Below are 26,954 nucleotides of genomic sequence, written 5' to 3'. Positions count from 1 at the left end.
ACCCAGCAACCCTCTTTCATTTTCGGCCTTACTTGACCGGGCCGAGCACCTCGAAGCGGCCCGTGTCTGTGATCGCCCCGCGATCGGCGACATACATGTCCTCCACGCTTGCCGGCGGCAGTGTGTAGGAGCCAGGGGTCACGGCACGGGCCAGATAGGCAAAGGTGAGCACCGGATCGCCGAAGTTGCGCTGGTCGACCGACACGACAAACTGGTCCGTGCGGAACTCGACGTGATCGGGTTGATCGATGGTGGTCAGCCAGTCGAGCGCGCCGAGGTCGCCGGAGCGAACCAGCCGCGGATTGTCGATCACCACACCACCGGGCAGGCGGTCAACGACCAGAAGGCGGCCGTTGTTCTCGCTGAGCGGCTCGACCTCGATGACAACGGCCATGCGCGTGTTGTAGGGCACAGCCGTCGGATCGATCTCGTTCCCTTCCAGATCATAGAAGGTCCGGGTGATGTTGAAGCCGTTGCCGCCGGCCGGCAGAGGTTCGCTCGGCTGGCCGCTGATCGACAGCACGACATTCGTCGGCTGGTCGCCCCGGTTCGACAGTTCGACATCCTTGGCCGCGATCTCTCCGCCGGTGAATGCCCAGCCCAGCTTGCCCGGCTGAACCTCGCCGTCGAGCGCGAGCTTGGCTGCCTTTGCCTGTTCGTTGGCTTCACGGGCGGCGAGCAGCAGCCAGGCCATGTCCTGGGTCGAGGGAACCGGCGTGAAGGCCTGCTGCCGCGCGACGAACTCGGTGACCGGCTTGCTGGAAACCGGTGAGCGTGCCTCGGCGAGATAGCCGAGGACACCGGCGCCATCGCGCAGCGGCGAGCCGAAGTCTTCGCGGAAGAGGCCAGCCTTTTCCATCGGCAGGCCTTCGATGGCTGCCTTGAAGCCTGTGCCGGACCGCTCGCCTTCGCCATAGAGGGCAAGGCTTGCTGCGATCTGTGCCTTGGCCAGCGGCGTTGCGAAATCGGCAAGCTTCACGTCCATGTAGTAGCGAAGGTCGCCGATCGATGCCCGGCCGGTGCGGGCCAGGACATAGAGCGCATAGGCAATGCCTTCCCCGCCTTCCGAGAAATCGGACGCGTAGGAAATCCGGTTCTGCAGACTGTCGAGTGCCGCCTGATAGGCAACCTCCGGCACGTCATACCCCTTCTCACGGGCACGGACGAGGAAGTCCGCGACGTAGGCATCGAGCCAGGTGTCCGTGTTGCCGTAGCTGTTCCACAGACCGAAGGAGCCGCCGGAGTTCTGGTTGGCCAGAACGTCCTGAATGGCTTTCGTCACACGCGCCCGCAGCGCCTCGTCCGACCCGAGGCCGACGCTTTCGGCCACTTCGTTGAGATAAAGCAGCGGCAGCGCGCGGCTGGTGGTCTGTTCCGTGCAGCCATAGGGATAGCGGTCGAGCGCAGCGAGCAGTCCGGGCACGTCGATTTCGGCCGCCCCGCCCGCAGCAAGAGCCACGGTGACGGTTCCTGTCCGGTATCCGTCCAGCGCAGACGCCCCGACGGAGACGCTGTTGCCCGGCTCAAGCGAATAGACCTCGCGCGTCGTGACGTAGGGCTGGGTGTCACGAACACCAAGCGCCAGTGTCTTTGTCGCGCTGGTGCCATCCGGGCCGGTGATTGCAAGCTCGATGACCGTGTCGCCTGTTCCCTCCCCTGCACTCACCGGCAGGCGCAGTTCCGACTTCTTGCCGGGGGAAAGATCGACCGCCAGTTCGGTGGCACCGGTGAAGCTGACCGGGCCATCGCTGTTGGCGACGAACCGGTAGCTGCCCGCCGGGCCGTCGACATTGTCGATCTCGACGAGAATGCGCGACGTGTCGCCCGGGGCAAGGAACCGCGGCAGGCTGGCCGACATGACCACCGGATCGCGCACTTCGACGTCCCGCTCGGCGCTGCCGACGCCAGCCTTGGTCCAGGCCACCGCCATCAGGCGCAGCTTGCCATTGAAGTCCGGAATGTCGAAGGCGACGGGCACACGGCCATCGGCACCGACTTCCACGATGCCGGAGAACAGAGCTACCGGCTCCTCATCGGGCGGCGGAGCCTGAAGCAGCGAACCGCCGTCACCACCCGAGCGGACCTGTCCGCGCGTGCCGGCCGTCCGGTCAATGAGCTGACCATAGAGATCGCGCAGTTCGACACCCAGACGGCGCTGGCCGAAGTACCAGGTGGCCGGATCCGGCGTCTTGTAGCCGGTCAGGTTGAGAATGCCGACATCGACGGCCGCAAGGGTCAGATAGGCCTTGTCGCCAGCCTGAAGATTGGCGATCCGGACCGTCGTCTCAAGCGCTGTGCGTGGACGCATCGTTGCCGGTGCCTCGATCTCGACCGCCAGCTTGCGATCGCCCGGCTCGACCTGAGCCCAGGACAGGCCGAGCGCGCGCGCAGGCATGCGCTTGGCTTCCAGATCCATCGGCCGGTAAAGGGTCGCCGTGATGTATGCGCCAGGGCCCCAGTCTTCGGTGATGGCAACGTCGACGCTGGCTTCCCCGGCCTTGACGGGGACAGCTTCGCTCGACAGCAGGCGGTCGGAGAAGACGTTGACGACAGCGATGCCGTCGAACTGCGGTTTGAGCCGCAGGACAGCGGTGTCACCCGGACGGTAGGCCGTCTTGTCGAGGCCGACCTCAAGCACATCCGGGGTCTCGGAGGCCGCATCGGCAACATACCAGCCGGCGGTAAAGGTCTCGCTTGTCGCTGCCGGCTGTGCCCCGCTCAGGCTGACCTCGAGACGGTACTCGCCCCATTTGACCGGCGCCGACAGCTTTGCCGGAGCGCCAGCGGCAACGTCCAGCTTGCCGGTTGCCACCCGTTCAGACGTCGTCACCGGTTCATAGGCCCAGTTGCCGTCGCTGCGATACCACTGATAGCGGGTCTCGATGCGCGACAGGGTCCAGTTCAGCCCGGATGCGGCCTGACGCTCGCCCTTGCCGTCAATGACGATGACTTCGAAATCGGCCGGACCGCCCTCATCGACGCCATCGCTGAACAGCGGCTTGACGCCCACGCGCGGCGAGCCGGGCAGGACGGGCATTTCCAGCCGGCGTTCGACGTAGCGGCCGCCGGTTTCGACGAGACGGGTGATCAGCGACGCGGTGTAGAGGCCGGAACTGGGCGAGACCTGCGGCAGGTTCACGGCAAAGCGCAGGGCTCCATCGTCGTCGGTGCGCAGACCTTCCGGCAGAGAATCGCGGGTCGGATACAAGGCCTCGTCCGTGAGACCGAACTTGTACCCCGGATAGGCTGCCATCGAACGGGTCGGGGCAACCGTGATGTCGCCCTCCAGCACCTGACCGGACGCCGGGGCGCCATAGAGGAAGCGGCCCTCCAGCGAAACCTCCGTCGGAACGCCGAATTCGAAGGCCTTGGCACCGGTCTCAAGCTGGTAGTCCACGCGCTCGGGCTGGTAGTCCTCGACGAGGAAAGTCTTCTGCGCCAGCGGTGAGCCTTTCGGATCGAGATAGACCTTCATCGACCAGACGCCCTGCTGCACGCCAGGGGCCAGTTCAAGGTCATGGGCATAGCCGCCGAGCCCGGCGTCATTGGCCAGCGTGCGCAGGTGTTCAACGCCGTCAGGACGCTCGAACACCAGGGTCAGCGGCAGATCGGTCTGCGCGTCAGCGCGGGCGTTGCGCAGCAAGGCCTGGGCGTGGACGGTTTCACCCGACCTGTAGATGCCCTTCTCGGTCCAGGCGAAAACATCAAGCGGTCCGGGCGCTTCACGGCCCTCGACCCCGCGATCGGACAGGTCGAAGGCAGGCTTGCGCAGGTCAAGGAAGGAATAGTCGCCATCTTTGGTTTCGGCGACAACCAGCGCCGGGGCACGGCCACCACGGCCACGGGTCAGCCCGGGCGCAAAGGTTGCCAGACCCTTGGCATCGCTCATGCCCTCGCCCAGGATCTCGTTGTTGACCGCGACGAGCTTGACCGGAACGCCGTCCAGCGCCTTGGCCGAGGACAGGGACCGCAGCGAGGCAACGACACCGTCCGGGCCGGAATAAGCGGCAATGCCGATGTCCGAAACGATGAACCACTGGGTCGCGCGGGCGCCCCACTCGTTCTGGGTGTCGAGCTTGGAACGCGCCGACATGGCATAGACGCCCGGCTTCAGATCGAGGCCGATGTCTTCCAGCGGAATGGCGGTGGTGACGTCCGTGTTGAGCGGATTGGCCGTGCTGACGATGCCGGACCAGATCTTTTCGCCCAGTTCATCGGCAAGCTGATCGCTCTCATAGGGCGCGAGCTGGCGCAGGAACCGCTCGTCGCGCACCACATCAACAAGGCCACGATCGCCAACGCGGAAGATTTCGGCAGCCACTTCGCTCGTGTTCACCGAGACAATCGGAATGGTGGCGTCCTTGCCGCGCGGCAGGACATAGGCGCGGCCGAGGAAATGCACCGAGGCCGAGCGATCGCGGACATAGAGCGTCACGTCCGCGGACTTTTCGAGCTTCTCACCATCGGCAGAGGGCACGCCAGCACGCACCGTCACACCATAGCGGCCGCCGTGACGCACGCCGGTGACGCAAAGCTGCGATCCGTCGGAGGAGACTGCCGTTCCCGCCTCGCCGCTCACCTTGACGAAGGAGGACAGATCCTCGCCGCGGGGCAGTTCTTCGGAGAAAACAACGCAGATGCGCGGCTCGGCCGCGTCGGCATCAACCTGATGATTGACAATGCGGAAGCCGTGCTCGGCCATCACCTGGTCATACCGTTCCTTCAAAGCCGGGCTGGCGTTGAGGGTCAGGGCCAGACGCAGCGCCTTGATCACCGGCTTCCAGTTTTCGTTGGCCGTGAAGGCGTCCGCCACCAGTTCCAGCGCCTTCAGTCGCCCGCCTTCGCTTTGGGAGGTGAGATAGGCATTGATGGCAGAGGACGTGCCGTTCTGGCGCAGTTCGGAGCGGCGGTTCCAGTCGTCCGGGTTCTGGCCAAGCTGGGCGCTGGCAAGGCCGGCCCAGGCGGCAGAATCGGCCGGATCCAGAGTGACCAGACCAGCAAAGTCGGTCTCGGCCTCCTCGAAGCGGCCAGCGGACAAGGCCTCGCCGGCGCGCTTGCGCAGCACGCTGGCGCTGTCGGAGGGCGTGTCGGTCAGGCGCGGCAGGGAGAGGGCGTAACGCTGCGCCTCATCCATGGTGTATTTCGGGATAAAGGCGAGATCGACCTTGCGTTCGGCGGTCGCATTCACAGTCTTCGTGGCAGCTGTGACAATTCGCCCGGCGATGGCGCCGCGGAAGCTCTGCACTTCGCCCTGGGTGTTCTTCAGGAAACACCAGCGTGCCGAGGTGTTGTAGGTGAAGGCCTGGCACTGATTGTCACCGATGCAGGCGGCCTCGCAACCCTTCAGTTCGACGTCCTTGACGGTCTTGTAGTCGCCACCGAAATAGTCGGCGTCCGGGATCGTGACGATCTTGCGCTCAGCAGCGGCCAGGGGGCCGGCCAGCGCGAGCGTGAGGAATGCCATGGCAAGGGGCGCGCGGGCCGCGCGGGCGAAGTACCGCAGCATGATCGACCTCCGGGGGCAGCCAATTCGCTGAGGCCGCCTGTTGTTCAAACAAAATTTCGAAACGCGAACAGTGCCACGCGGAATTGTGGCAAATGCTGATGACAATACGATGCGAGCATCGCGGGCGGCAGGGCATCCGTCAAGCGCGATGGAGAAGGTTCGATGCGAGGTGATGTATCAGCTGGCGGACGGCAGACGCTGGCGCAGGGCCGCCACGAGGGCAAGAACCTCTGCAGCCGCCTTGCCGCGCGGCTCCGTTTCGAGCGCGGTCAGCCCCTGCCCCATCGAGGCGGCAAACACCGTGCGATTGCCGAGGAACGGCTCCAGGCGGGCAAAGCCGGAGGCCACGATGGCCTCGCCGACATCGCCGGTCAGCGCGGCACGTGGCGGCACCCTGTTGAGCACCAGAACAGCAGGCTTGTCCTCTCGCCGGGCCATCTCGAAGGTCTGGCCGGTGGCCCACAGATCAACCAGAGTTGGCTGGACGGGCACGATGACGAGGTCGGAGGCATCGATGGCCGGCCTTGCGTCGACATCGGTCTTGGGCGGCGTGTCGATGAGCACGAAATCGTGGTCACGGGCCAGGGCGCGCGCTTCGCGGCGGGCCCCCCAGCCGCTGGCCGTGCGCAGCGTCACGCCGATGGCGGTCTCGCCAAGCCGGGCCTCCCGCGTCTCGACCCAAGTGCCAAGCGATCCCTGCGGATCAACATCCAGCAACGCGATGCGCAGGCCAGGGGCCGAATGCAACAGGCCAAGAGCAAGATGGGCCGTCACAGTGGTCTTGCCCGAGCCACCCTTCTGCTGGGCAATGGTGAGGATCGTTCCGGTCATGTGCTGCCTCTCCGACCGGCGCAGCTCTCCTCCAGCCACGCCCAGGTAGACCTCCCGCCGAACCGCTTGGGCTCAGCCGCCGCCAAGTGCCTGATAGATCCGGTAGCCCGGACGCCCTGTCGGCTGCAAGCCATAGTTTGCTTCGGCCCGCTTGATCGCCTCCCGCGTGCCGGGGCCGACGCGGCCGTCGATCTCGCCGTCATAGAACCCCTTTTCGGCAAGCCGCTTCTGCAGATCAAGCCGCTGGGCGCGGGACAGACCCGGATCCTCCGTCGGCCAGGCCGCCTTGAATGGCTCGCCGCCACTGATCAGCTGCGACAGGAGCGCGATCGCGAGGCCATAGGATTGCGAGGCGTTATAGGAAAACAGCGCATCGAAATTGCGCGTCACAAGAAAGGCCGGGCCCGCCTCGCCGGCCGGCAGGATCAGTCCGGCCTCGAGCCCGCCGGACAACGCCTTGCCGTCCAGGCGCACGAGCCCACGCTTGGCCCAGGTGGCAAGCGCCGCCCGTTCGCGGCGGCCAACCGGCCCCTTGTAGCCCTTCGGCAGCTTGACCTCGTAACCCCAGGCGCGCCCCTTCTCCCAGCCCGCGTCCTTGAGGAAATTCGCGGTCGAGGCCAGCGCGTCTGCCGTGGTGTCGACCAGATCCTTGCGGCCGTCGCGGTCAAAGTCGACTGCCAGCCGCAGATAGGTGGTGGGCATGAACTGGGTCTGACCGAAGGCCCCGGCCCAGGAGCCCTGGAACTTGTCGACAGGAACGTCACCCCTATTGGCAATGAGCAGCGTCTTCATCAGCTCGTCGCGGAAGTAGTTGGCCCGCTTGCCTCCGGCACAAGCCAGATTGGCAAGCGCATGCGGGGTATAGAAATCGCCCTTCGACTTGCCGAAATCGCTCTCAATGCCCCAGACAGCAACGACCACCTGCCGCTCGACACCATAGGCCTTCTCGACAGCCGCCAGCGTTTTGGCATGCTGTTTCAGCAAGGCTTCGCCGTCCTTGATCCGCTGCTCATCGACGAGGAAGGCCATGTAGTCCCAGACCGGTGTCTCGTATTCCGGCTGGCTGGACGAAAACCGGACGACACGCTCATCGGCCTTTGCCGTTGCCAGCATGCGGGCGACGATGTCCGGCCGGATGCCCTGTGCTTCGGCTTCGCGAGACAAGCGCGCGACACAGGCCTCGATGGCGAGGGCCGGAGCGCTGGCCATTGCCAGAAGCGCTGTCGCCAGTGCAACGCGTCGCCCGGCATTTCGAAGCCCGGCCCTGAACCGAATCGTCATCACCCTGTCTCCGCTGTTTCGTGTTCACTATGCCGAAACGGCACCGGGACGCCAACGGCATCAGCGTGATGCCGGACTGACGCAAAAAGGCGCTGCCGGGACCGGCAGCGCCTTTCGGAAAGACGATCAGCAATAGAGAAGATCAGTTGCTGCCTTCGATCAGCTTGCGGCGCAGCCAGCCGGACATGTTGTCCATGATGATCACGACGAGAATGATCAGCGCGATGATGTAGGCGGTGTTTTCCCAGTCCTGACGGGTGCGCATGGTCTCCAGCAGCTTCAGACCGATGCCGCCAGCTCCCAGCGCGCCGATGACGGTGGCAGACCGGGTGTTGGACTCCATGTAGTAGAGCAGCTGCGAGATGAACACCGGCATGATCTGCGGGAAAATGCCGAACCGGTACTTCTGGATCGACGAGGCGCCGGTGGCCTGGATGCCTTCGGCCTGCTTGCGGTCGGCGTTCTCGATGGCTTCCGAGAACAGCTTGCCGAGCGCGCCGGTGTCGGTGAAGAAGATCGCAAAGATGCCAGAGAGCGGACCAAGACCGAAGGCGCGGATGAAGATCAACGACCAGATCAGGGTATCGATGCCGCGCAGGAAGTCGAAGAAGCGACGGATGCCGAAGCGGGCCACACCGACGGGATTGATGTTGGCAGCGGCCGCAAAGGCAAGCGGCAGGGCAATGATGCCGGCAACCAACGTACCGACCAGTGCCATGATCACGGTCTGCAGCAGGGCATAATAGACCTCGCCGTGCTGCCATTCCTGGTTGTTCCAGAACTGGAAGAAGATGTACTGCCAGTTCGCCATCGCCGGGTCCATCCGCTCGCCCGACACGGCCAGGCTCGCGATTTCGCCGAAGCTCTTGCCGTTCAACGGCGAGTCGAAGTCGAACCAGAAGTTCTCCCAGCCAAGGAAGTAGCGATGGATCTCGATCTTTGATTTGGTGATCCAGATGCGCGCGAACAGCGAGGGACGCATGTCAACCTGGATGTCGCTCGCGCGCATCCAGTCCGGCGCAACGCCCTCGACGAGCTGCGGCACCAGGCCCGGACCGAACTTGATCTTGTAGGCGACCTCTTCGTCCTTCGGGTAGTACTCCAGCGTGTCGCCCTTGATGTGTACGCGGCCGTCGGAGCCGAGGTCGATATCCGTCTCCTCGCCGGTTACTGCGAGCCAGGCCGGCCGTTCGTCGTAGACAGCATAGCGGCTGCCTTCGAGCGACAGGACGAACTCCGGGCTCTCAAGCTTGCGGACGGCATGGACCTTGTAGGCATAGCTGTCGAGGAAGAAGAGGTTGACCAGATCGGTGCGTGTGCCGGACAGGACGCGGACGACATCGAAGGAGGCCAGGCTGCCGAAGACATAGGCGATCAGGACGAAGGCGACCGCGAAGGGCAGGAAGCGCTGGGTCAGCGGACGGTCGATGACACCCGGATGGCGAGCCGAGAGCGCATCAACTTCAGTGGACAGGGGCTTGGTCATCGATGGTGCCTCAGATGGTGCCGGTCTTGCCGATGAGGGCACGACGCGCCCAGCCCGACAGGTAGTCGATACCGATGACGGCAGCGACGAGCAGGACGATGATGGCCGAGATATCGGCGGCGTAGTTCCAGTCGACGACCTTCTTCAGCTCGGCGCCAAGACCACCGGCGCCAACGAAGCCGAGAATGGCCGAGGCGCGAACGTTGATCTCGAGACGGAGCAGACCGTAGGACAGGAAGTTGGGCAGAACCTGCGGCAGAACGCCAAAGCGCATCTGCTGCCCCCAGGTGGCACCAACCGACTTCAGGCCGTCAACCGGCTTCATGTCGGCGTTCTCGTTGACTTCAGAAAACAGCTTTGCCAGTGCACCGATGGTGTGGAAGGCGACGGCAATGACGGCAGCAAGCGGGGTGGGCCCCAGCGACAGAACCAGGACGAGTGCGATCACCAGCTCCGGGAACGCACGGCAGATGTCCATCACCCGGCGCATGCAGAAGACGATCAGCTTGTTGCGCACAAGGTTCCGGCTGGCGACAAAGCTCAAGAGCGCGCCGAGGGCAAAACCAATGATCGTCGAGAGGACCGCAATGTTGATGGTTTCGACCAGGAACGGCAGATAGCTCCAGACCAGGGCGAACCAGCCCCAGCCAGCGGCGTATGTGCCGGTGATGATGTCGGCCGGATAGTCAAAGAAGCTCGACAGCCCCCCCCAGAAGCTGCCCGAGTTTGCCTCGTCGGCAACCATGAAGCCGCCGATGATGATGACCGCACAGACGACGATCAGAAGCACGGTGTACAGGCTGCGGCTGCGGGACAGACGCTCGTAGGCGTCACCGATTTCCCGGAGTCTGGGATTTTGCGTCAGGGTTACTTGCGCAGACAAGGCTCGGTCTCCAGGAGGGGTAGCTCGCGAGAAGGCGCGCAGCAGAACCTGTGCGTCGCGGCTCGCGGTATTGCGGACACAAGAAGGGCGCGAGCATGCTCGCGCCCTTCCCGTTTCAAGAGATTACTTCTTGATGGTGGCCTTGCGGGCTTCGATGATGGTCTCGTAGAACGCCGGCTCAACCGTGACGTAACGATTGATCTCGCCAGCGGCGACCTTGTAGAGGCAGTCCTTGTCGTCCTGGTGGAAGGACAGGAGCGAGGCCTTGACCTTGTCCTTGACGTCCTGCGGCAGGCTCGAGCGCATCACGATCGGGCCGTTCGGGATGATCGGCGACTGCCAGACCTGACGAACGGTCGACATGTCGAGCATGCCCTTGTCGACCATCTTGCGCAGGTTGCCGTTGGAGTAGCCTTCTTCCCACTTGCCAACGCCCGAAGCCCAGGTCACGCCAGCATCGACGTCACCGTTGACGACGGCGAGGACGGACTGCTCATGACCACCGGCGAAGGTGGTGGAACCGAAGAACTCGGTGTCCTTGAAGCCTTCCTTGGCGAGCGCAACGACCGGGACGAGGTAGCCCGAGGTGGAGTTCGGGTCGGCGTAGGCCAGCTTCTTGCCCTTCAGGTCGGCGACCTTGTCGAACTTGCTGTCAGCCTTGACGAGCATGACCGAGACGTAGCCGGTCGAGCCGTCGATCTGTTCGGTGGTGACGACCGGCTCAACGATGCCCGGGGCGTCGATCTGGATGCCAGCGTAGCCCGAAGCGCCGAGTTCGGCGTAGTCGAGGTTGCCGCCCTTCAGGCCTTCCATGGTGCCGGCATAGTCGGCAGCCGGGAACAGCTTGACCGGAACGCCCAGCAGCTTTTCAAAGCGCTTGACGAGGCACTCGTTCGAGCGCAGACGGTCGGCTTCGTTCTCGCCGCCGAGCAGGCCAATGCGGAATTCCTTGATCGGCTCAGCAGCGACAGCCTGGGTGGCGGTCAGGGCAATGAGGCTCACCGCGGCTGCGGAAGCGATTTTCGAGAAGAAGGTCATGTCCTGTACTCCGAGGATGCAGACTTTGGATGACAATTGAGGTTGCTGAGGTTCAGACCGCAGCAGTCGCCACCGGCGTCATCGCACCGGCGGAAGCGGGAATGTCCGACGCGGGGGCACGGCCACCGGTCAGGGACGTCGAGGTCGAAGCCTCGTCAAAACTTTCACCGGCGCCGTAGATCTCGCGCGCGGCGGCAGTGGTCAGCTCCTGCGGGCCGCCGTCGAAGACGACACGGCCGTCGCGCATGCCGATGACGCGGTCGCAGTAATTGCGCGCGGTATCGAGCGTGTGCAGGTTGCAGATGACGGTCAGGCCGTCTTCAACGTTGATGCGCTTCAGCGCGTCCATGACGACCTGGGCATTCATCGGATCAAGCGAGGCGATCGGCTCGTCAGCCAGAAGCATGCGCGGCTGCTGGGTCAGGGCACGGGCAATCGCCACGCGCTGCTGCTGGCCACCGGACAGGTTTTCGGCGCGCTGCAGAGCGGTCTCGGCAATACCCAGGCGATCAAGGTTGATCAGGGCCTGAGCGCGCTCTTCACGGGTGAACAGCTTGAACATCGACGGCAGCGTGCCGTGCATGTTGAGGCGGCCGAGCAGCACGTTGGTGAGCACGTCAAGGCGCGGCACCAGATTGAACTGCTGGAAGATCATGGCGCAGTCGCGCTGCCAGCGGCGCTGCGAAGCACCCGAAAGCGCCAGAACATCGCGGCCCTCGATGACGATGCGGCCTGAGGTGGCCGGCGTCAGGCGGTTGATCATGCGCAAAAGGGTCGACTTGCCGGCGCCGGAGCGGCCGATGATGCCGACCATCTGCGGCTTGTCGATCGAGAAGGTGACGTTGTTGACGGCTGCACGAGTGCCGAACTGCTTGGTTACGCCTTCAAAGGTGATCACCGGACGCCCCGTTGTTTGATCTTGTGTTGGGGCGACAAGAGCCATGTCTTTGTAACAGGCCGATGACATTTCCTTTCTCAGTTCTAAATTCAAAATGAAGTTTCGATGACATTCTGAGCGCATCCTGCGCCGATCACGTCCTGCCATCTTGTCATTGTTACAATTTCATGACGTTCGTCTGCGCGAATTCATCAGTCCGTCCGGGGAGTACGCCCCTGCATTTCACCTGACTGTCACAATGCATTCCGCCTATGGGTTCCAATGACAGCATCTATGGCTGCTCGGTCGAGGTCCGGCGCGATCTTGCAAAACAGGCCTGCTGCGCGCGTCCTGGGCAATGCGTCGGCGCCTCGAGGAGGGTCGCGATCTGACTCGCGGCGGCGACAGAGCGCGGCTATCGAGGCCTTGCAGGACGATCGGACAGGCAGAAACGGGAACGGCCCCGGAGCTCATGTGTCCCCGGGGCCGTTGTCATCGATTGCTGGACTTGAGAGGCGGTCGCACTGGGCGCCGCCGCGCGGCGATCACATCACGCAGTGACCAGACGCAGCAGCGCCTGGCCGACGTCGGTGGAGGGATCGCAGAGATCGAAGACGATGTCGAAGTGGTTACGCCCGCTTGCGATGATTTCGGGTGCTTGCAGCGCATTTGCATAGGCGCGGGTCTGGCGATGGAAGCCGGCTGTCTCGTGTTCAGCCACGGCGATGACGGACCGCGGCGCGCCATCGATCTGACGCAAGGGGCTGAGGGCCTGCACCTCGTCTGGCGTCAGCTGCATCCAGTCCTGAACATGGGAGCCAGCCACCGGGGCCAGCTCGAACAGACCACTGAGCGGCAAAGCGCCCTTGAGGACCTGCGCAGGCAGCCCGAAGCTGTCCTGCCAGCCGCCCATCATCAGCGTCCCGGCCAGATGGCCGCCTGCGGAACTGCCCGTCACGACAATCCGGTTGCGGTCAATGCCAAGGCTGTCGGCATTGTGCCAGAGATGAGCCAGCGCCGCGCGCATCTGGCGGGTGATCTCGGTGAGGCTGGCGGCCGGTGCAAGCGTGTAATCCGGTGCAGCGGACGCAATCCCAAGGTCTGCCAGCATCGGGGCCATGAAGGCCGAATGCTCCTTTGACAGGGCGCGCCAGTAGCCACCGTGAATGAACAGCACCAGCGGGCGCAGTTCGCCCGCGCGGGTGCCATAAAGGTCGAGCTTCTCGCCGCTGGTCTCGTCATAGACGAGATCCAGCCGCGCCCCTGCCATGGCTCTGGCTGGAGCCGAGCGTGACAAATAGTCACCGATGATGGTCGTGAAGACGTCCGGCGCGACGCAGTTGCGTGCGGTGTAGTCGCCATCCAGACGATCGCGTGGCCAGTTGCCCTCGGCGATAAGACCTGCAGCCGTTGCGGGAAGATCGGACATCTCTGTTTTCCTTTCAGCCAGTCAGGGTCGCAGCAATCCCAGTCCGTCAGCGCTAGAGGACAAGCGTGCCGGCACGGTTCTCGATCAGGCGGACCAGCGACAGGGCGGTCATTTCGGAGGATTTCGGATTGGTGGCCAGCGGACGGTTCGAGAAACTCAGGTCCATCTCGCCGAAGGCGCCGGATGCCCGGATCCGGTGGCCGTTGCCGGTTGCCGCAGGATCGGCCACCAGCGCGACTTCGGTCCGGTCAAGGCCGAGCCCCGCCATGGCGGAGATCACCGCGACATTGGCGTTCTGAGGATAGGCGGCTGCGGCGTCCCGGGCGCTGCCTTCGAAGAACACATATGCGCCGGTCAGCGATGCCAGATCGCAGGCCTGTTCAGCGGGCGTCCCGCGCCAGGCGGCCGGTGGCTTGATGATGTCGTGGCGGACACGCGTCAATTCGAGCCGGGAGGCCGCTGACAGCGCATCGATACCGCCAAGCGCGCCGGGGGGCACGAGCAGCTGAGCGCCGGAGCCACGCGCGAGCGTCAGGAACTCGTCCAGAAGGTCGCCAGACACGAAAGCCGAGGTCGAGGAAACGGCCAAGTCGATGCCAGCGGCCAGAGCGGCACGCCCCCAGGGAGCGACGCTGTCGCGGCCAGCCGCCTCGAGAACGAGGCGCGGCAGTTCACCCGCGCCCGTTGTCAGCTCTTCCGGCTGTGTGATGTGACGGCAGCCCTCGGGCAGGCCCTCCAGAGAGGCTCCGGCTTCGCGCGTGGCCACCGCCACAATCCGGACCGGAGCCTTGCGCTCGGCCAGCAGTGCCCCGACGCGGCGGGCGATAGCCCCCCATCCGACCAGGGCGACAGGCAGGTCAGAGGCCGACATAGGTCTTTACCCGTTCCACGTCACGGTCCATGTCAGCACCGGTTCCGATCCAGACCGTCCGGCCCTTTTCAACGATGTAGTGCCGGTCAGCCAGGCGCTTGAGCACCGACAGGTTCTTGTCGATGAGCAGGATCGACTGCCCTTCCCGCTTCAGGTGCTCGATGCAGTGCCAGATCTCCGTGCGGATCACCGGCGCGAGCCCCTCGGTTGCCTCGTCAAGGATGAGGAGGCGGGGATTGGTCATCAGCGCCCGGCCGACGGCGAGCATCTGCTGCTCGCCGCCCGACAGCGTTCCAGCCACCTGCTCGGAGCGTTCTTTCAGACGCGGGAACAGGGCATAGACCCGGTCCAGCGTCCAGGGATCGGACCGCTTCAACCGGTTGGAGGCTGTGGCGACCAGGTTCTCGCGCACCTTCAGCGTCGAGAAGATCTGACGGCCTTCCGGCACCAGGCCGGCGCCGAGCCGGGCAATGCGCTCCGGCGCAAGCCCGGCGGTGGCGACGCCCTCGAACTGGATGGCACCGCCGCGCGGGCTCAGAAGCCCCATGATGCAGCGGACCGTGGTGGTCTTGCCCATGCCGTTGCGGCCCATGAGGGTCACGACCTCGCCATCCCGGATCTCGAGATTGACGTCGAACAGGACCTGGCTCTCGCCATAGGCGGCCTGAAGATTGGAGACGCTCAGCACAGTTCGTCCTCCGCCCCGAGATAGGCCTCGCGCACGGCCGGGTTGTTGCGGATCTCGTCAACGGTACCGCTGGCAATGATGCGGCCATAGACGAGCACGGAGATGCGGTCGGCGAGGGCGAAGACCGCCTCCATGTCATGCTCGACAAGCAGCATGGCCGCGCTCTTGCGGGTCTCGCTCAGCATGCCGATCATCGCCTGGCTTTCGACATGGCCGAGACCGGCCATCGGCTCGTCAAGCAGGAGGAGGCGCGGCTTCATGGCAAGCGCAACAATCAGCTCCAGCTGCTTCTTCTCGCCATGCGACAGGTCGGCAACGCGGATGGCCGCGCGATTGGCAAGGCCGCTGCCGGCGACAAAGGCGGCGGCCTCATCCCACACGGCCCGGCGTTTGCGCGCCAGGTCGAAGATGCGGAAGTTCCCACCTTCCCGCACCTGGATGGCCATGCCGACGTTCTCCAGAACGGTCAGCTCGTCCAACAGGCTGGTGATTTGGAACGTCCGGCCGAGGCCGAGGGCGACACGCTCGGGTACTTTCAGGCCAGTGATGTCCTGACCACCGAGACGGATCGTGCCCTCGTCGGACGTGAGTTCGCCGCAGAGCTGGTTGATCAGGGTGGACTTGCCGGCCCCGTTGGGGCCGATCAGCGCATGGATCTCGCCTTCGCGGACATCGAGGCTCACATGGTCGGTGGCAATGAGGCCGCCGAAGGTCTTCACAAGGCCTTCAATAGACAGGATCACGCTCATTTGGCCCCTCCCCTGACAAGCGCCGTGACGCGGTCGATCAGCGCCTGAAGCCCCCCGCGGGTGCCCAGCACCACGACCAGCAGGATCAAGCCGAGCGCAAAGGGCCAGTTCTCGGACCATTCAGCCAGGAAGGTTTCCAGGATCAGGAAGGCACCGGCGCCAAGGAACGGACCGAACAAGGTGCCGACGCCGCCCAGGATGACCATGATCATCAGCTCGCCCGACTTGGTCCAGTGCATCATGTCTGGCGAGGCGAAGCGCAGGAAGTTGGCCATCAGCGCCCCGGCAAGCCCTGCGCCCATGCCTGACAGAATGAAGGCATAGAGCTTGTAGCGATAGGCGGGTATGCCGAGCGCAGCCATCCGCCGCTCGTTCTGGCGGATACCGGAGATCACGGTGCCGAAGCTTGACTGGGTGAGCCGGCGCAGGCCGAAGAAGAACAGCACGGCGATGGCTAGGACCACATAGTAGAACGTCGCCTTGTCACGCATGTTGAGGCCGGGCAGCGCGTTGGTGCGGCTGATGATGATGCCGTCCTCACCGCCATAGGCCTTCAGCGAGACGAAGAGGAAGAACAGCATCTGGGCGAAGGCCAGCGTGATCATGATGAACTGCACGCCGCCAGTGCGCAGGGACAGGGCACCGATCGCGGCCGCGAAGGCGCCGGCCACCAGCACGGCGAGCGGCAGGGTCACGAGCATCTGGTCTGTGCCGGGGATGATCCCGAACAGCGGTTCGCCGCTGGCGTGGTGCGTCGCCAGGATGCCGACCACATAGGCGCCGATGCCGAAGAAGGCCGCATGTCCGAAACTGACCATCCCGCCGTAGCCAAGGATGAAGTTGAGGCTTGCTGCTGCCATGCCGTAGATCAGGATACGGGTGGCGAGCGCCAGGAGCGAGGCTTCGCCGAGTTCGCGGGTGATCGTCGGAAGCGCGATCAGCACGCAGATGAGCAGCAGTGCGAGGATCCGGTTGCGCATCACGACCCCGCTGCGAACAGGCCCTTGGGCCGGATGAGAAGGACGAGAGCCATCAGCAGATAGATGCCCATCGAGGAAATGCCGACACCCAGCGCATCCGCTTCAGAAGCCGGCATGACATTGCGCAGGAGGCCAGGCAGGAAGGCCCGCAGGCAGGTGTCGATGACGCCGAGCGCGATGCCCGCGACGAACGCGCCGCGGATTGAACCGACGCCGCCGATGACGACGACGACAAATGTCGCCAGAAGGATTTGTTCACCCATGCCGACCTGGACCGCCAGGATCGGACCGGCCATGTAGCCGGCCAGACCCGCAAGCAGCGCCCCCAGCCCGAACACGACCGTGTAAAGGAGCCGGATGTCGACACCCAGCGCACGCACCATGTCGCGGTTGGTCGAACCGGCGCGCACCAGCATGCCAATACGGGTGCGGTTGATAAGGAAATAGAGGCCGACCGCCACCAGAAGGCCCGCGCCGATGATCAGCAGCCGGTAAGGCGGATAGAACAGGCCAGGCAGGATCTCGACGGAGCCGTCAAACGCCGCCGGCAGCAACGTGAAAACCGGAGAGCGCCCGAACAGCATGACGATGATCTGGTTGAACATCAGGATGAGGGCGAAGGTCGCCAGCACCTGATCAAGGTGATCGCGGTTGTAGAGCCGGCGGATCACCAGCGCTTCAATGGCAAGGCCGGTGACGGCGGCCGCAGCCAGCGCTGCGGGAAGACCCAGCCAGAAGCTGCCGGTCTCGGCGGCAACATAGGTCCCGGCATAGGCGCCGACCATGTAGAGCGAGCCATGCGCAAGGTTGATGACGCCCATGATGCCGAAGATCAGGGTCAGCCCGGCCGCCAGCAGAAACAGCATCACGCCGTACTGGAGGCCATTCAGAATTTGTTCGAGAACGAGAATCATCCGCCCGCCCGATGATTTGAGTGCCAAAACCTAGGCGGGCCGGCCTGGCGTATCAACGCAAAGCCAGCTCCAAACCGGCAGGCGGGCCAGAACACAGCCCTCCTGCCCGGATCGCGCGCCCGGTGGTTCAGTCTGACGTCCCGCTGGAACCGGGGACGCGGCAGGCTTGCCACCGCGTCCCCGACCTCAGCTGATCGTCAGCTTACATCTTGCACTGATCGGCGTAGGCGTCGCCATAGTCTTCAAGGAGCTTGTCCTTGGTCACGGCTGTCGGCTTGCCATCGGCACCGGCAACGATGTCGAGCAGGTACCAGTCGTGGACCGGGTGCTGGTTCTTGCCGAACTTGAAGTCGCCGCGAACGCTCTTGAAGTCCGCCGCGCGAACCGCTTCGCGGAACTTGTCGAGATCGTCGACGCCGCCGGTCTTGGCAAGTGCCGAGGCAATCAGCTTCGCGGTGTCATAGCCCTGCGAGGCGTAATAGGTGATCGGACGGCCGTACTTCTTGTCCCACGCCTGAACGAACTCGAGGTTGGCGTCGTTCTCGAAATCGCGGTTCCAGTGCGCGGTGGCGAAAATGCCGATCGCGCCGTCACCCACAGCATTCAGAACCACCGCATCGGTGGACGGCTCGGACAAAACCATCGGGATCTGACCCGTCAGGCCGGCCTGGGCATACTGCTTCAGGAAGGCGATGCCGAGACCACCGGGATGGAACTGGAACACGACTTCCGGATCAGCGGCGCGGATCTGGGCCATTTCCGAGGCAAAGTCGGTCTGGTCGAGCTGGGTGTAGACTTCACCGATGATCTCGCCGCCGAACGTGCGCTTGAAGCCGTTGATGGCGTCCTTGCCGGCCTGGTAGTTCGGCGCGAGCACGAAGGCCTTCTTGAAGCCGAGCTTCTTGGCAGCGGCGCCAGCTGCTTCATGCAGGGCGTCGTTCTGCCAGGAGACGACGAAATAGTTCTTGTTGCACTCGGCACCGGCCAGGTTCGACGGACCGGCGTTCGGCGAGATGTAGATGGCGTCATTGTTGACGATGTCGGGAACCGTTGCACCGGCAACGTTGGAGAACACGATGCCCGTCAGGAGCTTCATGCCTTCATCGCCCATGAACTTTTCGGCGATCTGACGGCCGTTGCCCGGCTTCAGGCCATCGTCTTCGACAACCAGCTCGACCGGCACGCCGCCCAGCTTGCCGCCTTCCATCTCGATGGCGAGCAGCATGCCGTCGCGGATGTCCTGACCGAGGTAGCCGGCCGGGCCGGACAGGGTCGTGATCATGCCGATCTTCAGCGGGTCCTGCGCCATGGCAGTGCCGCTCATCAGCGCAGCGATGCCCGCTGCGGCCAGAATCAGTTTCTTTCTCATGTCTTCACCCTCTGTTTTTCGCCTTGCGGCACTCAGCCGGATACCGGCGTGATACGCCGGCCCCGGTCTTGATCTTGTTGTCGGCTTGCAGCTTGCACAGTGTTGTCGAATATTTCAAGCCTAAAACAATTACAGCTTCACCCAACCTTCCGGCGGCTCCTTGCCCGGGTGGATGGTGCCGCAGTTCGGGCAGGTGCGCTTGGCTTCATCGGCATAGAATGCCTTGTAGATCGGCGGCAGATCATCAACGATCGACTCCAGATCAACCTCAGCCCGGTGCACCAGCGTCTGGCACTCGAAGCAGTACCACTCGACCGCATCCAGCTCACCCTCGGGGCGCGCCGGCTCGATGACGAGGCCGATGGAGCCTTCCTGCGGGCGCTGCGGCGAGTGACGCACGTGGGCCGGCAGCAGGAACACATCGCCCTCACGGATCGGCACGTCGTAGAACTCCTTGCCGTCATAGAGCTTCAGCAGCATGTCGCCCTTGAGCTGGTAGAAGAACTCCTCCACCGGGTCGTCGTGATAGTCGGTCCGCTTGTTCGGGCCGCCGACGACCGTGACCATCAGGTCGGCATCCTTGAACACCATCTGGTTGCCGACCGGCGGCTTCAGGAGGTGCTTGTGTTCATCGATCCACTTCTGGAAATTAAAGGCCTGAAGTCTTGCCATCACTGATCTCCTCTTTGAGGCAAGGTCACGCGAGCTTGAGCCCGCAAGCGTCAAATGCGGCCCGTGTGCGGGCTTTTTCTTCTTCGGTGAGTTCGAGCAGCGGCGGGCGGACCCGGCCACCGGTCTGGCCCAGGAGGTCCTGCCAGTACTTCTGGTGCGAATGGGGCTTTTCGGCAGGGCGGGTGCTCTTGAGCGCGTGGCGGACGGGCTCAAGCGAGGCACTGATGGCGCGCGCCTCGTCGGCCTTGCCGGCAAAGGCAAGATCCGTGTAGGCGCGCATGCGCTTGTCGGCGGCGGTCTGGATCAGATACGGGGGCGACGAGCAGAGATACAGCTGCCAGTTCAGCTCCAGGATGTTGTCCAGCCATTCCTCTTCCGAGGCGGTCGAGACGAGGATGCGGTCACCGGCAAGCGCGGTGAGCTGCTTGTACATGTCGCGCGGGACAGAATACTTGATCGCGACGACATTCTCGATATCGGCCAGGCGGTTGCACAGTTCCGGGCTCATCAGGTAGCCGCTGTCTGGATGCGACCACAGCGCGATGCCGATGTCGACCTTCGAGGCAATCGTCTCGTAGTAGCGGATGAGCGTCTCATCCTGGGCCTTGAAGAAATGCAGGATCGGCGCATGCACGACGATATAGTCGGCGCCGCAAGCCTGCGCATGGCGGGCGAGATCGATCACCACGTCCATGTTCTGGTCGGAACAGGACATGATGGTCTGGGCGCGGCCGCCGGCCGCCTCGACGGCCAGATCGAAGCAGCGCTTGCGCTCGTCCAGCGACATGGAGAAGAACTCGCCCTGCTTGCCGGCGATGAAGAAGCCGTCGATGCCGAGGTCGTCGATCCAGTGGTTCATGTTGGCGCGGAAGCCCTCCTCGTCCATCGAGAGGTCTTCGCGGAAGGGCATCAGGGCTGCAGCCCAGATGCCGCGCATGGTGGCGAATGCATGCGCCTTGGCGTCCTTGCGGGAGTATTTCATGTCAGCAACCTCATGCAGGACCGGTGCCGGTCGAAAGGGGTCGGGGCAGCCAGCGTGGCCGGTCAGATTTCCATGCGATGCGAGACGGTCTTGACGACCGTGTAATGCAGGATGCCTTCCGCTCCGCCTTCGCGGCCAAAGCCGCTTTCCTTGACGCCGCCGAAGGGCGTCGCGGCAACCGAGGCTTCCAGCGTGTTGATCGAGACATTGCCGGCCTCGACCTCATCGGTGATGCGGTCGACATTGGCGGCGGAGTTGGTGAAGGCATAGGCGGCCAGGCCATAGGGCACGCCATTGGCGCGCTTGATCGCCTCGTCCAGCGACGCCACCGGATTGATGATGGCGAGCGGGCCGAAGGGCTCCTCCTGCATCACCCGGGCATCGTCCGGAACTTCCGACAGGACGGTGACCGGATAGAAGTAGCCGGGCGTGTTCGGGCGCTGGCCGCCAGTCAGCAGCTTGGCGCCCTTGGCCACGGCGTCGGCCACCAGCATCTCCATCGCCTCGACGCGGCGGTGGTTGGCAGTCGGGCCCATTTCGGTCTCGGGGTTGAGGCCGTTGCCCATCTTCACGGCCTTTGCACGCTCGACAAAGGCATCGCGATAGGCGGCGAAGATCTTTTCATCGGCGAAGAAGCGCGTCGGCGAGGTGCAGACCTGGCCGGCATTGCGCGCCTTGCGGATGGCGGAGGTGATGCCGGCCTTCACCGGATCCGCATCATCGCAGACGATCACCGGGGCATGACCGCCCAGTTCCATCAGCACGGGCTTGGCGTAGCGGGCGGCGATCCCGGTCAGGTGCTTGCCGACCACGGTCGAGCCGGTGAAGGCGACGAGGCGGACCTGCGGCTGCGGGATCAGATAGTCCGAGATCGTCGCCGGTACGCCAAAGACGAGGTTCAAGACGCCAGCCGGCAGGCCGGCGTCATGGAAAGCGCGCGCGATGTGCCAGGCGCCAGCCGGGGTTTCTTCGGCGGCTTTCAGGATAATGGAGCATCCGGCAGCGAGCGCGCCGGCAACCTTGCGGGCCGGCTGGCTGAGCGGGAAGTTCCAGGGCGAGAAGGCCGCCACCGTGCCGATCGGCTGGTGATGCACCATGTAGCGGATGCCCGGCTCGCTGGGGATGATGCGGCCATAGAGACGCTCGGCTTCACCGGCATCCCATTCGAAGAACTCGGCGCCGCGGATCACTTCGAGGCGGGCCTGCTGCAGCGTCTTGCCGTGCTCGCGGGTGATGTCCGGGGCGATGTCCTCGACCCGCTCGCGCAGGAGGCTTGCCGCCTTGCGGATGATCTCGGCCCGGCGCATCGGTGCGGTCCGGCGCCAGATCTCGAAGCCGCGCGCCGCCGCCTCAAGGGCATCGTCGAGGTCAGAAGTCGCAGCGACGGGCAGCTTGCCGATCTCGGTCTCGTCGGCCGGATTGATCACCGGCAGGTGGTCCGCCGTCTTGCGCCAGGCGCCGCCGATGTAAAGCTGGAGATCGGGATAGTCGCGCATGTCCGGGCCTCTGTTCCTCAGATTTTGTTGGCCGCCAGATTGGCTCACCGCCCTGGCGTGGTGTTGATCAAGAGGATCGGACAAAGATGAATTATCGACAAGGCGGATTTATCGGATAAATTAATCCTGATTTCGATATGAATTGCCCATCGATCAGGGGCCGATCCGATGAAACTCACGCTCAAGCAGATCCAGGGCTTTCTCGCCGTTGCAGAGGCCGGAAGCTTTTCCATGGCCGCCAAGCGGCTCAACACGGCGCAGCCGGCCCTGTCGCAGGCGATCAAGGACCTTGAGGCCGAGCTGAGTGTGCGCCTGTTTGACCGGACGACGCGCCGGGTCGTGCTGACGGATGCCGGACGTGAGTTCCATATCGCCGGCGCCAAGATCATGGACGATCTGGAACATGCGGTGGAAGGGGTGCATATGCTGGCCGAACGGCGGCGGGGCAAACTCAGGGTCGCGGCCCCTCCCCTCTTGGCCAGCTACGTTTTGCCGAAGGTGATCGCGGAGTTCCAGGCAGCCTATCCGGGGATCGTCGTCCAGCTCTCGGATGTGGGCACGGAGCAGATCCTCGATGCCATCCGCACGGCCAAGGCCGATTGCGGCATTGGCACGTTTCCGCCAGCCGATGATGACATCGAACGCCAGCCGCTGATCCGCGACAGCCTGATGCTGTTCTGCCCGGCGCAAAGCGTGCTTGCCGGCCGCGACCGGGTCGCCTGGCGCGAACTGGCGGACCTGCCGCTGATCACGCTGACACGCGAATCCGGCATCCGTCTGCTGGTCGAGGTCGGGTTTGAGGCCGCGCAGACGCCACCGCGCATCGCCTTCGAGGTGACGCAGGTGACCACCGCGCTGGCCTTGGTCGAGGCCGGGCTCGGCGTTGCGGTTCTGCCGACCTATGCCCGCGCCGCAATCCGGCACGAAAGCCTTCGCGCCGTTCCGCTGGACGAACCGGTGATTGCCCGCGAAGTGATGCTGCTGAAATCCCGCGACCGGCCACCCGGGCCGGCCGCCAATGCCTTCATCGAACATCTAAGCCGCGCCCTGCGCCGGCTGGCTGCGGAGTAACAAGGCCCCTGGGACAACTTGGGGCGCAAGGTGTCCGAACCGGATCAGCTCGTCTCGCGCAGGCGGAAACGCTGGATCTTGCCGGTCTGGGTCTTGGGCAGGGCGTCGGTGAAAAGGATCCGGCGCGGGTACTTGTAGGGTGCGATCACCGCCTTGACGTGATCCTGCAGCCGCTTGACCGTCGCCGCATCCGGCTCGACACCGGCGGCGAGCACCACATGCGCCTCGACGATCTGGCCACGTTCCTCGTCGGCAGCGCCGATCACAGCGCATTCGAGCACATCATCATGCGACAGCAGCGCGGCTTCCACTTCCGGCCCGGCGATGTTGTAGCCGGCGGAGACAATCATGTCGTCGTTGCGGGCGGCAAAGTGGAAATAGCCGTCCTCGTCCTGCCAGAAGGCATCACCAGTGATGTTCCAGCCGTTCTGGACGTAGCCGGTCTGGCGATGGTCGCCAAGATAGCGGCAGCCGGTCGGCCCGCGCACGGCGAGACGGCCCACGTCGCCCCGCTTCTGCTCGTTGCCGGCCTCGTCGACGATGCGGGCCTCGTAGCCGGTGACCGGCTTGCCGGTGCAGGCTGGGTGGCTGTCGCCGAAGCGGTTGGAAATGAAGATGTGCAGCATCTCGGTTGCGCCGATGCCGTCCAGCATCGGCTTGCCGGTCTTGGCCATCCATTCCTCATAGACGGGCGCCGGCAGCGTCTCGCCGGCAGACACCGCGGCACGCAGGCTGGAGAGGTCCGCGCCCTCCTCCATCGCTTTCAGCATCACGCGGTAGGCGGTCGGCGCGGTGAAACAGACGGTGGCGCGGTACTTCTGGATGATTTCGATCAGGTTCGGCGGCGAGGCGGTTTCCAGCAGAGCTGCGGCAGCGCCGAACCGCAGCGGGAATACGGCGAGACCGCCGAGGCCGAAGGTGAAGGCGAGCGGCGGGGAGCCGACGAAGATATCCTCCGGCGTCACGCCCAGCACTTCGCGCGCGTAGCCGTCGGCGATGATCAGGATGTCGCGGTGAAAATGCATGGTGGCCTTGGGCACGCCGGTCGTGCCGGAGGTGAAGCCCAGAAGCGCCACATCATCACGGCCCGTCTTCACGGCCTCGAACCGGACCGGCTTTGACAGGGCGACCCGATCAAGCTCGGCATCATGGTTGGCAGTGCCATCGAAGCCGATGACCTTTTTCAGGAAATTGGATTCCTTGGCGCAGGCGACCAGCTCATCCATCAGCCGCGTGTCGCACAGGGCGAGCGAGATTTCGGCCTTCTCGACGATCTTGGCCAGTTCGCCCGCGCGCAGCATCGGCATGGTGTTGACCACGACCGCGCCGGCCTTGGTGGCGGCAAGCCAGCAGGCGACCATAGCCGGGTTGTTGGCCGAGCGGATGAGGATCCGGTTGCCGGGCTTGACGCCATAGTCCTCGACCAGCGCATGGGCGATGCGGTTGGTCCAGTCGGTCAGTTCCTTGTAGGTGCGCTGACGGCCGTTGCCGATCAGAGCGACATGGTCGCCAAGCCCCTGCTCCACCAGCCGGTCGGTCAGCTCGACCCCGGCATTGATGAAATCCGGATAGTCGAAGCCATCGAGACGGATCTCCGGCCAGAGATCAGCTGGCGGCAGGTTGTCACGCGTGAACGTATCGACATGGGCACTGGGGCCCAGATTGAGGCTGGCGGTCATTTTCTATCCCCTCGTTCTTCCATCCGCTTACGCGGCTGGCGGCCTTCCTGTTCCGGATGCGGGGTGACCCGTCTTTGCCGCCGGTAATGTTGCTGAACCTTGTTGCGTGCGATCTGGCCCTTGGGCTCAGGCCGCCTCGTCCGGGACCACTGCAGTGGCCTCGATCTCGACCTTCGCCCGGTCCTCGACCAGGGCGACAACCTGCACCAGCGCCATCGCCGGGAAGTTCTTGCCAAGGTGACGGCGGTAGGCGGCGCCGATCTCGCGCAGGTTGTCGAGATAGAGGCGCTTGTCGGTCACGTACCAGGTCATGCGCACGAGATGCTCCGGACCGGCGCCCCCCTCGGCCAAGACCTCGACGATGTTCTTCAGGGTCTGGTCGACCTGGCCGACGAAATCGTCCGTCTCGAATTCCTGCTGCCCGTTCCAGCCGATCAGGCCACCCAGAAACAGCATGCGGCCGCGGGCGGCGACGCCGTTGGCGTAGCCCTTCGCCGGCTTCCAGGACTTCGGATTGAGGAACTCGTGCGGCGACTGGCCGCTGGCGACTGTCGGGGCCGCATTGGGGGCCATGGTCGTTGCATCGGTCATTGGTCTTGTCCTTTCAGGCAATGGGCGGCCATTCGCTCGCGCAGGCGTGTCGGCCAGGCCTCTGGCCGGCCCTCGCGGCCAACCCAGACGAGGGTCAGGCGAACGGCGAGACGGGTGTCCCCGTCCTTGGTGAGCTGGAGCGCGAAGTCGGCGCTGCTGGTTCCGATCCGGGTCAGGTCGAGGGTCCATGTCACCGTCTCGCCGAGCCGCGACGGCGCTCGGAAGTCGGCTTCGATGTGGACGGTCGGGACGGCGTTGCCCTCCTCGAGGTGAATCCGGGAATAGGGATAGTCCAGCACTTCGGCGAAGAACTGCTCGACCATCAGGTTGGTCATCTCGAAATAGCGCGGATAGAAGACGATCCCGGCGGCATCGCAGAGGCCGAAGGTGATGTCGAAGTGCCGCTGGTAGCTCATGACACCTGCTCCGCGAGCGCCGCACGGGCGATGACGATCTTCTGCACGTCGCTGGCGCCCTCGTAGATCCTGAGAGCCCGGATCTCGCGGTAGAGGCTTTCGACCATGAAGCCCTTTCGCACGCCATCGCCGCCATGCAGCTGCAGCGCGGCATCGATCACCTTCTGCGCCGTCTCCGTGGCATGGAGCTTGGCCATAGCGGCCTCGCGGCTGACGCGGGGAGCGCCCATGTCCTTGGTCCAGGCGGCGCGATAGATGAGGAGCGCCGAGGCGTCGACGCCCAGGGCCATGTCGGCGATATGCCCCTGCACCATCTGCAGGTCGGCCAGCGGTGCGCCGAACAGCTCGCGCGTCGTGACCCGGCCCAGCGCCTCCTCGAGGGCGCGGCGGGCAAAGCCGAGAGCCGCCGCACCGACCGTGGAGCGGAACACGTCCAGCACGGACATGGCGATCTTGAAGCCGTCGCCGGGCCGGCCGATCAGGGCGCTGTCGGGCAGCTCGATGTCGTTGAAGCGCAGATGCGCCAGCGGATGCGGCGCCATCACCTCGATCCGCTCGACGATCTCGAGCCCCTTTGCGTCCGCCGGCACCAGGAAGGCCGACAGGCCCTTGGCGCCGGGCGCCTCGCCGGTGCGGGCGAAGACGACATAGACATCAGCAATGCCGCCGTTGGAAATGTAGGTCTTCTCGCCGGACAGGATGTAGCCGCCCTGCACCGCGCGGGCGGTGGAGCGGGTGTTGGCGACATCGGAGCCGGAGCCCGGCTCGGTCAGGGCAAAGGCCGAGATCGCCTCGCCCTTGCGGGTCTTGTCGAGCCAGGTGCGTTGTTCGGGCGAACCGAACAGCGACACAGCACCCATGCCGAGCCCCTGCATGGCAAAGGCGAAGTCGGCGAGGCCGTCATGGCGGGCCAGCGTCTCGCGGATGAGGCAGAGGCTGCGCACATCCAGCTTCTCGCCCTCGCCTGCGCCCGAGTGGGTCAGCCATCCGGCCTGCCCGAGATCGGCCACGAGCTTGCGGCAGGCCGCGTCGGTGTCGCCATGATCGACGTGAAGATGATCCCGGCACCACGCGTCGAGCCCTTCGGCCAGCTCGCGGTGACGCGGCTCGAAGAAGGGCCAGCCAAGAAAAGAGCGGTCCGCCAT

General features: G+C 64.6%; 22 protein-coding genes. 1 reads left to right on the top strand and 21 read right to left on the bottom strand.

Features of this window, described 5'->3' with window-relative positions:
- Window positions 1–28 precede the first annotated feature (28 nt).
- From OVA12_RS23090 to OVA12_RS23010, 17 genes are all read right to left on the bottom strand, one after another.
- Window positions 29–5,506 (bottom strand): MG2 domain-containing protein, encoded by a 5,478-nt coding sequence (locus OVA12_RS23090; protein ID WP_268141171.1) that lies wholly within the window; start codon window positions 5,504–5,506, stop codon window positions 29–31.
- A gap of 177 nt (window positions 5,507–5,683) precedes the next feature.
- On the bottom strand, window positions 5,684–6,337 hold the full coding sequence (gene parA, locus OVA12_RS23085) for a ParA family partition ATPase (RefSeq protein WP_268141170.1): 654 nt from the start codon (window positions 6,335–6,337) through the stop codon (window positions 5,684–5,686).
- Between the two features lie 72 nt (window positions 6,338–6,409).
- Window positions 6,410–7,618, bottom strand: a complete 1,209-nt coding sequence (locus OVA12_RS23080) for a lytic murein transglycosylase (RefSeq protein ID WP_442793915.1) — start codon at window positions 7,616–7,618, stop codon at window positions 6,410–6,412.
- A 142-nt stretch (window positions 7,619–7,760) separates the two neighbouring features.
- The gene (phnE, locus tag OVA12_RS23075) at window positions 7,761–9,104 is read right to left on the bottom strand and encodes a phosphonate ABC transporter, permease protein PhnE (RefSeq protein ID WP_268141168.1); all 1,344 of its coding nucleotides are present in this window, start codon (window positions 9,102–9,104) and stop codon (window positions 7,761–7,763) included.
- A 10-nt stretch (window positions 9,105–9,114) separates the two neighbouring features.
- Window positions 9,115–9,987: a phosphonate ABC transporter, permease protein PhnE gene (phnE, locus tag OVA12_RS23070; protein ID WP_268141166.1), complete on the bottom strand. Its 873-nt coding sequence runs from the start codon at window positions 9,985–9,987 to the stop codon at window positions 9,115–9,117.
- A 123-nt stretch (window positions 9,988–10,110) separates the two neighbouring features.
- Window positions 10,111–11,025, bottom strand: coding sequence for a phosphonate ABC transporter substrate-binding protein (phnD, locus tag OVA12_RS23065; protein ID WP_268141164.1), 915 nt, complete (start codon window positions 11,023–11,025; stop codon window positions 10,111–10,113).
- Between the two features lie 52 nt (window positions 11,026–11,077).
- Complete coding sequence (phnC, locus tag OVA12_RS23060) at window positions 11,078–11,923, bottom strand: phosphonate ABC transporter ATP-binding protein (RefSeq protein ID WP_268141162.1); 846 nt, start codon at window positions 11,921–11,923, stop codon at window positions 11,078–11,080.
- 529 nt (window positions 11,924–12,452) lie between these two features.
- Window positions 12,453–13,331 carry an alpha/beta hydrolase gene (locus OVA12_RS23055; RefSeq protein ID WP_268141160.1) on the bottom strand — a complete coding sequence of 293 codons (879 nt, stop codon included), beginning with the start codon at window positions 13,329–13,331 and terminating at the stop codon, window positions 12,453–12,455.
- Between the two features lie 52 nt (window positions 13,332–13,383).
- Window positions 13,384–14,202, bottom strand: coding sequence for an aspartate dehydrogenase (locus OVA12_RS23050; RefSeq protein WP_268141158.1), 819 nt, complete (start codon window positions 14,200–14,202; stop codon window positions 13,384–13,386).
- Entirely contained in the window at window positions 14,189–14,890 is a 702-nt protein-coding gene (locus OVA12_RS23045; protein WP_268141157.1) for an ABC transporter ATP-binding protein, read from the bottom strand. The genes OVA12_RS23050 and OVA12_RS23045 overlap by 14 nt, the downstream gene beginning before the upstream one ends.
- On the bottom strand, window positions 14,884–15,639 hold the full coding sequence (locus OVA12_RS23040; RefSeq protein WP_268141155.1) for an ABC transporter ATP-binding protein: 756 nt from the start codon (window positions 15,637–15,639) through the stop codon (window positions 14,884–14,886). The genes OVA12_RS23045 and OVA12_RS23040 overlap by 7 nt, the downstream gene beginning before the upstream one ends.
- Window positions 15,636–16,619 (bottom strand): branched-chain amino acid ABC transporter permease, encoded by a 984-nt coding sequence (locus OVA12_RS23035; RefSeq protein ID WP_268141154.1) that lies wholly within the window; start codon window positions 16,617–16,619, stop codon window positions 15,636–15,638. Before OVA12_RS23035 ends, OVA12_RS23040 begins: the two co-directional genes overlap by 4 nt.
- A complete protein-coding gene (locus tag OVA12_RS23030; protein WP_268141152.1) occupies window positions 16,619–17,533 on the bottom strand; it encodes a branched-chain amino acid ABC transporter permease in 915 nt (304 codons plus the stop codon). Before OVA12_RS23030 ends, OVA12_RS23035 begins: the two co-directional genes overlap by 1 nt.
- Window positions 17,534–17,735: 202 nt before the next feature.
- Window positions 17,736–18,902, bottom strand: a complete 1,167-nt coding sequence (locus OVA12_RS23025; protein WP_268141150.1) for an ABC transporter substrate-binding protein — start codon at window positions 18,900–18,902, stop codon at window positions 17,736–17,738.
- 129 nt (window positions 18,903–19,031) lie between these two features.
- Window positions 19,032–19,574, bottom strand: coding sequence for a 3-hydroxyanthranilate 3,4-dioxygenase (locus OVA12_RS23020; protein ID WP_106752205.1), 543 nt, complete (start codon window positions 19,572–19,574; stop codon window positions 19,032–19,034).
- Window positions 19,575–19,599: 25 nt separating this feature from the next.
- Window positions 19,600–20,556, bottom strand: coding sequence for a dihydrodipicolinate synthase family protein (locus tag OVA12_RS23015; protein WP_268141148.1), 957 nt, complete (start codon window positions 20,554–20,556; stop codon window positions 19,600–19,602).
- Window positions 20,557–20,618: 62 nt separating this feature from the next.
- Window positions 20,619–22,052, bottom strand: a complete 1,434-nt coding sequence (locus OVA12_RS23010; RefSeq protein WP_268141146.1) for an NAD-dependent succinate-semialdehyde dehydrogenase — start codon at window positions 22,050–22,052, stop codon at window positions 20,619–20,621.
- A gap of 168 nt (window positions 22,053–22,220) precedes the next feature.
- Between OVA12_RS23010 and OVA12_RS23005 the strand changes: the two genes are divergently transcribed.
- Window positions 22,221–23,123, top strand: coding sequence for a LysR family transcriptional regulator (locus OVA12_RS23005; protein ID WP_268141145.1), 903 nt, complete (start codon window positions 22,221–22,223; stop codon window positions 23,121–23,123).
- Between the two features lie 44 nt (window positions 23,124–23,167).
- Here the strand turns inward: OVA12_RS23005 and OVA12_RS23000 are convergent, their stop codons facing one another.
- The 4 genes from OVA12_RS23000 to OVA12_RS22985 all read right to left on the bottom strand — a co-directional run bounded on the left by OVA12_RS23000 (window position 23,168) and on the right by OVA12_RS22985 (window position 26,954).
- A complete protein-coding gene (locus OVA12_RS23000) occupies window positions 23,168–24,802 on the bottom strand; it encodes an AMP-binding protein (RefSeq protein ID WP_268141143.1) in 1,635 nt (544 codons plus the stop codon).
- 126 nt (window positions 24,803–24,928) lie between these two features.
- A complete protein-coding gene (locus OVA12_RS22995) occupies window positions 24,929–25,375 on the bottom strand; it encodes a RidA family protein (RefSeq protein ID WP_442793932.1) in 447 nt (148 codons plus the stop codon).
- Window positions 25,376–25,389: 14 nt separating this feature from the next.
- Entirely contained in the window at window positions 25,390–25,809 is a 420-nt protein-coding gene (locus tag OVA12_RS22990; RefSeq protein ID WP_268141140.1) for an acyl-CoA thioesterase, read from the bottom strand.
- The gene (locus tag OVA12_RS22985) at window positions 25,806–26,954 is read right to left on the bottom strand and encodes an acyl-CoA dehydrogenase family protein (protein ID WP_268141138.1); all 1,149 of its coding nucleotides are present in this window, start codon (window positions 26,952–26,954) and stop codon (window positions 25,806–25,808) included. The genes OVA12_RS22990 and OVA12_RS22985 overlap by 4 nt, the downstream gene beginning before the upstream one ends.

Source organism: Pannonibacter sp. SL95 (genome assembly GCF_026672425.1).
Classification (GTDB): Bacteria; Pseudomonadota; Alphaproteobacteria; order Rhizobiales; family Stappiaceae; genus Pannonibacter.
The sequence above is the reverse complement of the archived record's forward strand: the minus strand, read 5'-3'. Positions and strand labels throughout refer to the sequence as shown.

Coding starts and splice junctions, on each gene's coding strand:
- OVA12_RS23000 (WP_268141143.1), bottom strand. CDS start 24,802: ATGACCGCCAGCCTCAATCTGGGCCCCAGTGCCCATGTCGATACGTTC.
- OVA12_RS23050 (WP_268141158.1), bottom strand. CDS start 14,202: ATGTCGGCCTCTGACCTGCCTGTCGCCCTGGTCGGATGGGGGGCTATC.
- OVA12_RS23015 (WP_268141148.1), bottom strand. CDS start 20,556: ATGAAATACTCCCGCAAGGACGCCAAGGCGCATGCATTCGCCACCATG.
- phnE (WP_268141168.1), bottom strand. CDS start 9,104: ATGACCAAGCCCCTGTCCACTGAAGTTGATGCGCTCTCGGCTCGCCAT.
- OVA12_RS23010 (WP_268141146.1), bottom strand. CDS start 22,052: ATGCGCGACTATCCCGATCTCCAGCTTTACATCGGCGGCGCCTGGCGC.
- phnD (WP_268141164.1), bottom strand. CDS start 11,025: ATGACCTTCTTCTCGAAAATCGCTTCCGCAGCCGCGGTGAGCCTCATT.
- OVA12_RS23080 (WP_442793915.1), bottom strand. CDS start 7,618: ATGACGATTCGGTTCAGGGCCGGGCTTCGAAATGCCGGGCGACGCGTT.
- parA (WP_268141170.1), bottom strand. CDS start 6,337: ATGACCGGAACGATCCTCACCATTGCCCAGCAGAAGGGTGGCTCGGGC.
- OVA12_RS23005 (WP_268141145.1), top strand. CDS start 22,221: ATGAAACTCACGCTCAAGCAGATCCAGGGCTTTCTCGCCGTTGCAGAG.
- OVA12_RS23090 (WP_268141171.1), bottom strand. CDS start 5,506: ATGCTGCGGTACTTCGCCCGCGCGGCCCGCGCGCCCCTTGCCATGGCA.
- OVA12_RS23030 (WP_268141152.1), bottom strand. CDS start 17,533: ATGATTCTCGTTCTCGAACAAATTCTGAATGGCCTCCAGTACGGCGTG.
- OVA12_RS22990 (WP_268141140.1), bottom strand. CDS start 25,809: ATGAGCTACCAGCGGCACTTCGACATCACCTTCGGCCTCTGCGATGCC.
- OVA12_RS23035 (WP_268141154.1), bottom strand. CDS start 16,619: ATGCGCAACCGGATCCTCGCACTGCTGCTCATCTGCGTGCTGATCGCG.
- OVA12_RS22995 (WP_442793932.1), bottom strand. CDS start 25,375: ATGGCCCCCAATGCGGCCCCGACAGTCGCCAGCGGCCAGTCGCCGCAC.
- OVA12_RS23055 (WP_268141160.1), bottom strand. CDS start 13,331: ATGTCCGATCTTCCCGCAACGGCTGCAGGTCTTATCGCCGAGGGCAAC.
- OVA12_RS22985 (WP_268141138.1), bottom strand. CDS start 26,954: ATGGCGGACCGCTCTTTTCTTGGCTGGCCCTTCTTCGAGCCGCGTCAC.
- OVA12_RS23020 (WP_106752205.1), bottom strand. CDS start 19,574: ATGGCAAGACTTCAGGCCTTTAATTTCCAGAAGTGGATCGATGAACAC.
- OVA12_RS23025 (WP_268141150.1), bottom strand. CDS start 18,902: ATGAGAAAGAAACTGATTCTGGCCGCAGCGGGCATCGCTGCGCTGATG.
- OVA12_RS23040 (WP_268141155.1), bottom strand. CDS start 15,639: ATGAGCGTGATCCTGTCTATTGAAGGCCTTGTGAAGACCTTCGGCGGC.